The following is an 11,117-nucleotide window of genomic DNA, read 5'->3' as shown; positions in this document are numbered from 1 at the left end:
GGTCAGCGGCGACCCGGCGGTGCGCTCAGGTCCCCGCGGGCCGCGGCACACGCCGGGCCTGGCGCCGCTTCCGCAGCCCGCGCAGCGTCCGGACGGCGACGAGCAGCTCGGCGAGCTCGTGCCGCTCGCCGGCGGTGATGTCGGCCAGCTGGGCCGCCGCGCGTCGCTGCGCGGCGTCCCAGCCCTCCGCCCACCGGCCGACCAGCTCGCCGGCCCCCTCGTCGTCCCTGGCCCGGAGGCCCAGCACGTCCTCGGTCAGCGAGGACTGCTCCATGGCGAGGTCGTCCCGCAGCGAGGCCCGGGCCATCGAGGGCCAGCGCCGGTCCCGGGGCAGCGCGATGACCTGCTCGCGCAGGGCCACCAGTCCCAGCCGGTCGGCGAGGCCCTGCATGACCTGGCCGGCCAGGGTCACCGGCGCACCGGTCCGCTCGGCGACCACGGCGAGGTCCAGCGCGGCCGGCAGCAGCGGCGCCGACGCGACGCGGGCGGCCAGCTCCGCGGGCAGGCCGGCCTCCTGCAGCCGGGCGGCGCGCGACGCGAACGCCTCCGCCTCGCCGCCCAGCAGCCAGCCGGGGAGCCCCGCCTCCACCTGGGTGACGGCGGGCCCGAAGCGGTCGACCACCTCCGCGAGGGCGGGCGCGTCCTCGGCGGTGAGCTCCGGCTGGCGCAGCAGCCAGCGCGTCGCCCGCTCGGCCAGCCGGGTGGCCTCGGTGCGCGCCTCGACCTGCACGGCGGCGGCGACCCGGTTGTCCAGCGGGCGGACGGCGTCCCACATGGCGTCGATGCCGAAGACCGCGCGGGCCACCGCGTGCGCGCGGACGACGGCCGGCAGCGGCACCCCCGTCTCCTCGGTGAGCCGGAACAGCCCGGTGACGCCGGCGATGTTCACCGCCCGGTTCGTCAGGGCCGTCGCGATGATCTCCCGGCGCAGCGGGTGGCTGGTGACCGCCACGGGGAACCGGTCGCGCAGCGGGGCGGGGAAGTAGCCGACCAGCAGCTCCTCCAGCGCCGGGTCGTCCGGCAGCGGGGAGGCGAGCACCGCGTCCCCGGTCTGCAGCTTGGCGTAGGCCAGCAGCACCGAGAGCTCCGGGCTGGTCAGCGCCTGCCCGTCGCGGCGGCGCTCGGTGAGCCCGCGGTCGTCGGGCAGCGCCTCGACCGCGCGGTTGAGCCGTCCCGAGCGCTCCAGGGAGCGGATGAACCGCTCGTGGGAGTCCATGAGGCTGCGCGCCGCCGCGGCCTCCCCGGCGAGGGTCGCGTTCTGCGCGTGGTTGTCGGTGAGGACGGCGGCGGCGACGTCGTCGGCCATCTCGCCGAGCAGCGCCGCCCGGCCCTCGGCGTGGATCCGCCCCTCGTCGACCACCCGGTTCAGCGCGATCTTGATGTTCACCTCGTGGTCGGAGGTGTCCACGCCCGCGGAGTTGTCGATGGCGTCGGTGTTCACCCGGCCGCCGGCGAGCGCGTACTCCACCCGGCCCCGCTGGGTCAGGCCGAGGTTGCCACCCTCCCCCACCACCCGCGCCCGCAGCTGCCGGCCGTCGACCCGCACGGCGTCGTTGGCCTTGTCGCCGACCTCCAGGTGGCTCTCACCGGCCGCCTTGACGTAGGTGCCGATGCCGCCGTTGAACAGCAGGTCCACCGGGGCGAGCAGCACCGCGCGGATCAGCTCGACCGGGCTCAGCGCCGTCACGTCCCCGGGCAGGCCGAGCGCGGCCCGCATCTGCTCGGAGACCGGCACCGACTTCGCCGTCCGGGGCCACACCCCGCCGCCGGCGCTGATCAGGCCTGCGTCGTAGTCGGCCCACGAGGACCGGGGCAGGTCGAACAGCCGCCGGCGCTCGGCGAAGGACGCCGCCGCGTCGGGCGACGGGTCGACGAAGACGTGCCGGTGGTCGAACGCCGCCACGAGCCGGATGTGCTCGGACAGCAGCATGCCGTTGCCGAAGACGTCGCCGGAGCAGTCGCCGATGCCGACGACGGTGAAGTCCTCCCGCTGGACGTCGACGCCCAGCTCGCGGAAGTGCCGGGTGACCGACTCCCAGGCGCCCCGGGCGGTGATGCCCATGGCCTTGTGGTCGTAGCCGACCGAGCCGCCGCTGGCGAAGGCGTCACCGAGCCAGTAGCCGCGCTCGAGCGCCACCTCGTTGGCCAGGTCGGAGAACGTCGCCGTCCCCTTGTCGGCGGCGACGACGAGGTAGCTGTCGTCACCGTCGTGCCGGACCACCTTCGGCGGCGGCACCACCCGGCCGTCGACGAGGTTGTCGGTGAGCGTGAGCAGCGCGCCGACGAACAGCCGGTAGCAGGCCTGGCCCTCGGCGAGCACCTCCTCGCGGGAGGCGCCGTCCCCGGGCGGGCGCTTGACGACGAAGCCGCCCTTGGCGCCGGTGGGGACGATGACGGTGTTCTTGACCATCTGCGCCTTGACCAGGCCCAGCACCTCGGTGCGCAGGTCCTCGCGCCGGTCGGACCAGCGCAGCCCGCCGCGCGCCACCTTGCCGAACCGCAGGTGCACGCCCATCACACGCGGCGAGCTGACCCAGACCTCGTGCGCCGGGCGGGGCTCGGGCAGATCGGGCACCTCGGCGGGGGCCAGCTTGAGCGCGAGCGGGGTGGGCCGCTCGGGCGTCGAGGCGTAGTAGGTCGTCCGCTGGGTCGCGGTGACCGCGGCCAGCAGGGAGCTGAGCACGCGGTCGGCGTCGAGGGAGGCGACCTCGCCGATGGAGCTGCGGAGCGCCTCGACCAGGTCGCCCTGCCGGGCGTCCCGGCCGGTGACCCGGCCCGGCGAGAAGCGGGTCTCGAAGAGCGCCACCAACCGGGCGACCACACCGGGGTGGGCCGCCAGGGTCTGCTCCACGTAGGACTGGCTGAACGGCAGGCCCGCCTGGCGCAGCCACTGCACGTAGGCGCGCACGACCGTGACCTGCCGCCAGTTGAGGCCGGCGAGCATGACGAGCGCGCCGAGGCCGTCGTCCTCGGCCTCGCCCCGCCACACCGCGCCGACGGCCTCGGTGAACCGCTCCGGCAGGGAGCGCAGCAGGGGTAGCTCGACCGCCGGGACGGCGACGCCGAAGTCGTAGATCCAGGTGGGCGGCGCGCCGATGCGGTCGATCTCGTACGGCCGCTCGTCGACGACGTCGACGCCCATGTTCTGCAGCATGGGCAGGATCTGCGAGAGCAGCAGCCGCTCACCGACCCGGTAGACGGTGAGCCGCCGCTCCCCCGGCGCCGCGCCGGTGGGCGTCCAGAGCCGCAGCGCCAGGTCGCCGGGGGCCAGCGCGTCCAGGCGGACGAGGTCCTCGACGGCGCGCTCGGCGGAGAAGTCCTCCTGGTAGGCCGCCGGGAAGGCGTCGGCGATCCGCGCGAACACCTTCTCGGCGTCGACGCCGAAGCGCGCGGCCAGCGCGTCGGAGAGCTCGTCGGTCCAGCTGCGGGCCGCGGCGGCGAGCTCGGCCTGCAGCGCCTCCACGTCGACGTCGACCTGCTGCTGGGCGCCCCGGCGGCCCACCGGCGGCCGGACGACGAAGTGCAGCCGGGCCAGCACCGACTCGGTGGACCGGGCGGTGAACTCGATGCTGGTGCCACCCAGGCGCTCGAGCAGCAGCTGCTGCATGCGGGTGCGCACCTCGGTGGTGTAGCGGTCGCGCGGGAGGTAGACCAGGGCCGACCAGAACCGGCCGGTGGGGTCGCGGCGCAGGAACAACCGGGTCTGCCGCCGCTCCTGCAGGTGCAGCACCGCCAGCGCGACGGGCAGCAGCTGGTCGGCCCCCACCTGCATCAGCTCGTCGCGGGGGTAGGTCTCCAGGACGTCGAGCAGCTCCTTGCCGGTGTGGCTGTCCGACGGCACGCCGGAGCGGGCGACGACCTCGGCCACCCGGCGCCGCACGAGGGGGACGTCGAGGACGCTGGTCGTGTACGCGGAGGTGGGGAACAGGCCCACGAACCGGCACTGCCGCCGCACGCCGTCCCGGTCGCCGGGCAGCGTGACCCCGACGAGGTCGAGCCACGCCCGGCGGTGCACCGTCGAGCGGTTGTCGGCCTTGGTGACGGTGAGCAGGTGGTCCACCGGGGCGGTGCCGGCCTCCGGGGTGCTGCCGGAGGTGCCGCCCATGCCGGTGTCGCTGCGGAGCACGCCCAGCCCGGTGCCCGCGACCGGCTGGACGGCGAGCTGCCCCCCGTCGCCGTCGGAGACGGTCACCTCGCGGGCGCCCAGCAGCACGAAGTTGTCGTCGGCCAGCCACCGGAGCAGCGCGGCCGCCTCGGCCGGGTCGTCCGCGGCGTCGTCGACGTCGGCGGGGGCGCCGCCGCGCTCGTCCAGCCGCGCCGCCAGCTCGCGCAGCCGGGCCCGCATCCGCCCGGCGTCCTCGTGCACCGCGCGCACGTCGTCCAGGACGGTGCGCAGCCCGGCCACCAGGTCGCCGGCGGCCTCGCCGTCCAGGGGACCGTCGAGGACGACCGCCATCCAGGACTCCGCGACCGCGTCGGGCCCGCAGGCGGCGACGTCCCCGCTGTCGCAGAAGGCGAGCACCCGCCCGCGGACGTCACGGCGCAGCACGACGACCGGGTGCACGACGTGCTCGAGCGCGAACCCCTGCCGCGTGACCTCCGCGGTGACCGAGTCGACCAGGTAGGGCATGTCGTCGGTGACCAGCCGGATGACGGTGCGGCCGGCACCCCGGCCACCCGGCACCCCGCGGACGTCGACGGTCGCGACGCCGGGCAGCCGGACCTCGGCCAGCGCCAGGTGCCCGAGCGCGAGGGCGGCGAGGTCGGCGGGATCGCTGCCCAGCACCTCTTCGGCGGGCTCGCTCCAGTAGTAGCGGCGGAAGAACGCCGGGAGGGCGTCGGCGGTGCACCCGGGCGGGAGCGCCGCCCCCCCGCGCTCGGCCTCGGCGACGGCCAGTGCGGCCGCCTTCCGCAGCAGCTGCTTCTTCTCGTCGCGGCCGGCCTCGAGGGCGGCGAGCTCGGTGAGAGAGCCGCCCGCCGGGCCGCCGTCCCGGTCGCGCACCGGGGTCTCCGGTGTGACTCCGGTGTCACTGGCCATGAAAGGCCACGCTACTGCCCGCCGAGACCGCCGTCACGGCGGCGCAGGGGCGCCGGTGCGCCCCGATGCGGTCAGCGGTCGAGGAGCTGGTCGGCGACCCAGCCGACGACGGCGAGGATGAGCCCGCCGATCACGGCGGTGAGGAAACCGTCGATGGTCAGCCGGTCGGTGATCGCCGCCGTGAGCGCGAGGAGCGCGGCGTTGATCACCAGCAGGAACAGCCCGAGGGTCAGCAGCACGAACGGGAGCGAGAGCAGCCGCAGGACCGGTCCGACCAGGGCGTTGACGACGCCGAAGATCAGCCCGATCCACAGGTAGCTGCCGTACTCCCCCAGCGGCCCGTCGGGGTTGGGCACCACCTCCAGGCCCGGGAGCACGTCGAAGTAGGTCAGCCCGTAGAAGGCCGCCGCGAAGATGACGACCTTGAGCAGGAACTTGATCACGTCGTCACGCTAGCGCCGGCCCCCCGGCGATCGTGGGATCTGACGGCGTCTGCAGCCGTCTAGCGGCTGAGCTAGAGAGCCGCAGATGCGCCTCACGACGGGGCCACCCGTCCTCTCGACCCGCCTATCGCGCCGTCTAGCAGCGGGGCTAGAGAGTGCTAGGCAGGGCTCGACGGGGGGTCCCGGCGCACCATCGCCCCCGCCCGTCCCGCGCGACACGCGATCAGCACGTTCTACGAATCTCTACGGCCGACGCTAGAGAAGCCCATACGGTGCTCGCCATGGATCCCGTGCGGAACCCCTACGCCCCCGGCGCCGGCCAGCGCCCGCCCGAGCTGGCCGGCCGTGACGACGAGCTGCAGGCGTTCGACGTCGTCCTGGAGCGCATCGCCCGCGGCCGCCCCGAGCGGTCGCTGGTCCTCACCGGGCTGCGCGGCGTGGGCAAGACCGTGCTGCTCAACCAGCTCCGCTCCGCGGCGATCTCCCGCGGGTGGGGCACCGGCAAGATCGAGGCGCGGCCCGACCAGTCGCTGCGCCGGCCGATCTCCTCCGCGCTGCACATGGCGCTGCGGGAGCTGGGCCCGCGGCACGGCGACCAGGAGTCGGTCGCCGAGGTGCTCGGCGTGGTGAAGGCCTTCGCCCAGCGGGTGAACGCGGCCGAGTCGAAGGTGCGCGACCGCTGGCAGCCCGGCATCGACGTGCCCGCCGCCACCGGCCGGGCCGACTCCGGTGACATGGAGATCGACCTGGTGGAGCTGCTCAGCGACGCAGCCGGGGTCGCCGCCGACATCGGCAGCGGGATCGCCCTGTTCATCGACGAGATGCAGGACATCCAGGCCGACGACGTGTCGGCGATCTGCGCCGCCTGCCACGAGCTCTCGCAGCAGGGTGCCCCGCTCATCGTCGTGGGCGCCGGGCTGCCCCATCTGCCCGCCGTCCTGTCGGCGTCCAAGAGCTACTCGGAGCGGCTCTTCCGCTACCTGCGCATCGACCGGCTGGAGCGCGCCGCCGCCGACCGCGCGCTGCTCGCCCCGGCCGAGCGGGAGGACGTCACCTTCGACCCGGCCGCCCTGGACGCCCTGTACGAGGCGGCTGACGGCTACCCCTACTTCGTGCAGGCCTACGGCAAGGTCACCTGGGACGTCGCCGCCTCCTCCCCCATCACGGCGGCCGACGTCGCCATGGCCGCGCCCGTGGCCGAGGCCGAGCTCGCCGTGGGCTTCTTCGGCTCCCGCTACGACCGGGCCACCCCGGCCGAGCGGGAGTACATGCACGCGATGGCCGAGCTGGGGGGACCCGGCGGCGCGGCGGTGGCGACGTCCGAGGTCGCCGTCTCGCTCGGCCGCAAGCCCGCGTCCCTCTCCCCCGCCCGCGACTCGTTGATCAAGAAGGGGCTGGTCTACTCCGCCGAGCGCGGGCAGATCGCCTTCACCGTGCCGCACTTCGGCCGGTACCTGCTGCGCCACCCCGACTGAGAACGGGGTCGCTCACCCGGGCGGGCCGACCAGGGCCGGCAACACCTCCGGGCCGGCCTCGGCGGGCCGGGGGCGGTCCACCGGGTGCGCCCGCACCGCCAGGACGGCGACGTCGTCCTCGACGCCCGGGCCGAGCATCTCCTCCAGCAGCCGGTCGCACAGCTCCCCCAGCGAGAGCCCGGCCGAGCGGGCCAGCACGGCGCGCAGCCGCTCCCGGCCGTCGTCCAGCAGCTCCCCGCGGCGCTCGAAGAGCCCGTCGGTGAAGAGCACGAGGGTGCTGCCGTCGGGGAGCAGCGCGACGCCGTCGGCCAGGTGCTCCACCCAGCCCGACCCCAGCGGCGGGCCGACCTGGACGGCGAGGTCGAGCACCTCGCCGTCGCCGAGCAGGAGCAGGGGGTCGGGATGCCCCGCCGAGGCCCAGTGCAGGCGGCGGACCCCCGCGGCCCGCTCGGCGGCCCCCTGCTCGATGCGGCACACGAGCGCGGTGGCCATCGCCGGCACCGCGAGCCCCACGAGCGCGTTGTCCACCCTGTTGAGCAGCCCCGCCGGCTCCTCCAGCCGGTCGAACGCGATGGCCCGCACGAGCGTCTTGATCTGGCCCATGGCGGCGGCCGCCGCGACGTCGTGGCCCATCACGTCGCCGATGACGAGCACCGTGTCGCCGTCGGGCTGCAGGAAGGCGTCGTACCAGTCGCCCCCGATGGAGACGCCGCGCGTCGCCGGGCGGTAGCGCACCGCCAGCTCCAGGTGGTCGGGCTGCACCGGCGGCGAGAGCAGGCTCAGTTGCAGCCGCTCGGCCACCTGGTGGTTGAGGGTGACCAGCCGGGCGTTGTCCAGGGCCAGCGCCGCCCGCCGCGAGGCGATCTCGGCCGTCCGGAGCTCCACCGGTGTGTGCGGACCACGCTCGACGCCGTTGACCAGGGTGAAGGCGCCGAAGACCTCGCCGCGGGCGATGAGGGGGAAGGTCGCGACGGCGGTGGGGGCCAGCGGGGCGAGCGCCGCGCGGCTCGCGTCGTCGCGGATCATCGTCTCGAGGTGCTGGTCGGTGAGCCGCGCGATGACCACCGGCTCGGCGTGACGCAGCGCCACCGGTACGGGTGCGCTGGCGTCGTTGGAGGCGACCCGTGCGTCGGCGTACCGGTGCATCGCCTCCCGCATGGCCGGGTCGCGGTGCGCCCGGCCCACGTCGCGCCGGGTGCCGTCGGGGTCGACGACGCTCACCAGGCACCAGTCGGCGAGCAGCGGGACCACCGTGGCGGCGAACCGGCTCGCGGCCTCGTCGGCGTCGAGCGTCGAGGTCATCTCCTGGCTGATGTCGCCCAGGAGCATCAGGTGCCGGCCCGTCTCCTCGGCCTCGCGTGCCGCCCGGGCGGCCTCGGCGGCGGCCTCCTCGCGCGCGGCGACCGCGGCGACCAGCTCCTCCTCGGCGCGGCGGCGCTCGGTGATGTCGTCGTAGCTGAGGACCAGGCCGGCGTCGGTGAGGAAGGCGTCGGCGCGCAGCCAGCGGCCGAGACGCGCCGACCACGCCTCCACGCCGTCCGGCCGGCCGCTGCCGCGGACCCCGCGGCAGAGCCGCTCGAACGGCCCACCGGCCGATCCGGGGAACTGCCCCCAGATCTGGCGCCCCAGCAGGCTCCCCGGCGTCCGGTCCAGCATCCGCGCGCCGGCGGGGTTGATGTAGAGGATGCGCCACTGCTCGTCGAGGACGACGAGGGGCCGCTCCATACCCTCCACCGCCTGGCGCAGGAGATCACCCTGCGCCGAGGCGATGGCCTCCTCCCGCGCCATGCCGATCGCTCCACCCGCTCGGCCGCGCCATCGGCAGCACCTGGTCCAGAGGGTGACCGGTCCCCGGACGGATCGCAATCCCGGGGCCGGGCGCCGTCCCCCTCACGAGGAGGAGGTGAGCCACACCACAGGGAGTGGGAACAGGGTGGCGCGGGGTTGACACCGTCCCGGACGGGGAACCCCCGGACGGTCGAGGACCCGAGTCGAGGGGGAGGCATGGGGCGACTCGCGTGGCCGGTCCGCCCGCTACCGGACGGGCGCGGCGAGGTGTGGCGCTGGCGGCTCGGTACCCTCGCGGAGCTCCCGGCAGCCCGGGCGGGGCTGCGGTCGCGGCTGCGCGACGTCGAGCAGCTCCCCGCCGACGATGCCTCCGGCGAGCAGCTGGTGCTGGCGTTCGACGAGCTGGCCTCCAATGCGCTCCGCCACGGGGAGACCCCCGTCGTCGCCACCGTCGTCGCCGGCAGCGGTGGCTGGCTGCTCGACGTGAGCGACCGGGCCCCGCAGGCGATGCCCGCCCCCACGGTCGACCGCGACCCCTCCGAGGGCGGCATGGGGCTGCAGCTGGTGGCCCGCCTGTCGGTGGCCCACGGCTGGTACGTGGACGACGACCGCAAGCACGTCTGGGCCTGCCTGCCCACGGGGACCGGCGACCGCCAGCCCGCGCTCACCTGACGTTCCACGTGCAACACGCACGAGACCCCCGCTGCTCCGAAGAGCAACGGGGGTCCGGTGTGGTCGCACGGTCGTCCCGAGTGGGCCCCGGAGGGGTCCGCGCAGGGACGACGCAGCGGCTCAACGACCGTCGGGGACGGCCCCTGGCCGCTGTGGTGTGCACGGTCGTCCCGAGTGGGCCCCGGAGGGGTCCGCGCAGGGACGACGCAGCGGCTCAACGACCGTCGGGGACGGCCCCTGGCCGCGGTGCGGTCCGGAGGACCGCAGTGTCATCGCGTCACGGCACGACGAAGGAGATGGCTCCCTTGCCGTAGGTGGGCACCTCGAGGGCGAGGTCCACCCGGTTGAAGGCCGCGAGCATCCCGGCGAGGTCGCCGGGGAGCTCCTCGCCCGGGGCGTAGAGCTTGTGCAGCTTGGAGTGCGGTGCACCCGCGGTGTTGAACAGCGCGGAGAGCACGTTCACCACCTCGTGCAGCGCCTCGAGCTGCATGCCGGTCAGCTCGCCGTCCTCCTCGACGGCGTCCTGGCACCCGCCGGGGGGCAGGAGGGCCAGCGCACCGCCGGTGTAGGCCGAGGCACCGAGGTCCATCAAGCACAGGGCGTTGACGGCCATGTGCGGGTCGACGTAGACGGCGACGGCCACGGGCTTCTCCGGGGTCGGGGTGACCGGCGCCCCCGGGGAGACGTTCACCGGCTTCCCGACCAGGCCGGTCAGCATGTCCCGGATGTCCTTGGCTGCGGGCAGCGGCACACCCGTCGTGGGCGCGGTCATGCGATCACCCCGTCCAGGTGCTCCTTGAAGGTGTCCTCGGTGAAGGGCTTGGCGATGAGGAAGAGGGCGCCGGCGTTGGCGGCCTTCTCCCGCATCTCCGGGGAGCCCTCGGAGGTGACGAAGCCGAAGGGGACGGCCGAGCCGGAGGCGCGCAGCGCCTGCAGGCACTCGATGCCGGTCATGTTCGGCATGTTCCAGTCCGACAGCACCAGGTCGGGCAGCTCGGACGAGACCTTGGCCAGCGCGTCGGCGCCGTCCTCGGCCTCGACGATGTCGTGGTCGTCGTAGCCGGCCTGGCGCAGCGTGCGGATGACGATCTGCCGCATGACGCGGCTGTCGTCGGCGATCAGGATCTTCACTCAGGACACCTCGTTCTCGCGGGAAGGGGTAGAGCCGGGCAGGGGCGGGAGTGCGCCCTGCACCGAGATGGCGACGGGTTCGCCGCGCCACAGCACATCGATGCGGCACACGTCGGCCTGGTTGCGGACCAGCGGCGCGTTGCCCACCTGGGGCAGGCTGAGGGCCGAGGGGCCCGGCAGCGCTGCCTTGACGTTTCCGCCGACCACGTTGGCGATCTCGCCGAAGGCGTCGGCGACGTCCTCGTCGTCGAGCGCCGCGGGGGTCGCCTCCCGCAGCAGGGCGCGGGAGAGCTCCTCGGCCGCGCTGCGGGCGGTGGTCAGGACGACGCTGCCGGTCCACGGGCCGACGATGTCGACCCAACCGGACAGGATGTCGACCGGGAGGTCGCCGGGGAGCGGGACGAGGACCTCGTCCTCGCCGACGAGGGCGACCCACGCCTCGGCGGCGGGGGGGGGGGGGGGGGGGGGGGGGGGGGGGGGGGGGGGGGGGGGGGGGGGGGGGGGGGGGGGGGGGGGGGGGGGGGGGGGGGGGGGGGGGGGGGGGGGGGGGGCGGGGGGGGGGGGGGGGGG

8 protein-coding genes are annotated in these 11,117 nt (G+C 75.2%); 2 read left to right on the top strand and 6 right to left on the bottom strand.

Annotated elements, in window-relative coordinates; all coding sequences use genetic code 11:
- Window positions 1-25 precede the first annotated feature (25 nt).
- Entirely contained in the window at window positions 26-5,038 is a 5,013-nt protein-coding gene (locus ACI792_RS08510; RefSeq protein ID WP_456602211.1) for an NAD-glutamate dehydrogenase, read from the bottom strand.
- Window positions 5,039-5,109: 71 nt separating this feature from the next.
- Window positions 5,110-5,481: a phage holin family protein gene (locus tag ACI792_RS08505; RefSeq protein WP_456602210.1), complete on the bottom strand. Its 372-nt coding sequence runs from the start codon at window positions 5,479-5,481 to the stop codon at window positions 5,110-5,112.
- A gap of 281 nt (window positions 5,482-5,762) precedes the next feature.
- On the opposite strand from ACI792_RS08505, the gene ACI792_RS08500 reads away from it, so the two are divergent.
- On the top strand, window positions 5,763-6,956 hold the full coding sequence (locus tag ACI792_RS08500; RefSeq protein ID WP_456580263.1) for an AAA family ATPase: 1,194 nt from the start codon (window positions 5,763-5,765) through the stop codon (window positions 6,954-6,956).
- Between the two features lie 12 nt (window positions 6,957-6,968).
- Here the strand turns inward: ACI792_RS08500 and ACI792_RS08495 are convergent, their stop codons facing one another.
- The gene (locus tag ACI792_RS08495; protein WP_456602209.1) at window positions 6,969-8,744 is read right to left on the bottom strand and encodes a SpoIIE family protein phosphatase; all 1,776 of its coding nucleotides are present in this window, start codon (window positions 8,742-8,744) and stop codon (window positions 6,969-6,971) included.
- Between the two features lie 216 nt (window positions 8,745-8,960).
- Between ACI792_RS08495 and ACI792_RS08490 the strand changes: the two genes are divergently transcribed.
- Window positions 8,961-9,416 (top strand): ATP-binding protein, encoded by a 456-nt coding sequence (locus tag ACI792_RS08490; RefSeq protein ID WP_456602208.1) that lies wholly within the window; start codon window positions 8,961-8,963, stop codon window positions 9,414-9,416.
- Between the two features lie 277 nt (window positions 9,417-9,693).
- Here the strand turns inward: ACI792_RS08490 and ACI792_RS08485 are convergent, their stop codons facing one another.
- The 3 genes from ACI792_RS08485 to ACI792_RS08475 are packed head-to-tail and all read right to left on the bottom strand — an operon-like array spanning window position 9,694 to window position 10,916.
- Window positions 9,694-10,188 carry a hypothetical protein gene (locus tag ACI792_RS08485; RefSeq protein ID WP_456602207.1) on the bottom strand — a complete coding sequence of 165 codons (495 nt, stop codon included), beginning with the start codon at window positions 10,186-10,188 and terminating at the stop codon, window positions 9,694-9,696.
- Window positions 10,185-10,547 (bottom strand): response regulator, encoded by a 363-nt coding sequence (locus ACI792_RS08480; RefSeq protein ID WP_456602206.1) that lies wholly within the window; start codon window positions 10,545-10,547, stop codon window positions 10,185-10,187. Before ACI792_RS08480 ends, ACI792_RS08485 begins: the two co-directional genes overlap by 4 nt.
- On the bottom strand, window positions 10,548-10,916 hold the full coding sequence (locus tag ACI792_RS08475; protein ID WP_456602399.1) for a chemotaxis protein CheX: 369 nt from the start codon (window positions 10,914-10,916) through the stop codon (window positions 10,548-10,550).
- Window positions 10,917-11,117: the final 201 nt, after the last annotated feature.

It is taken from the genome of Blastococcus sp. SYSU DS0669 (assembly GCF_054050895.1).
This window is presented reverse-complemented; position numbering and strand designations above follow the sequence as displayed.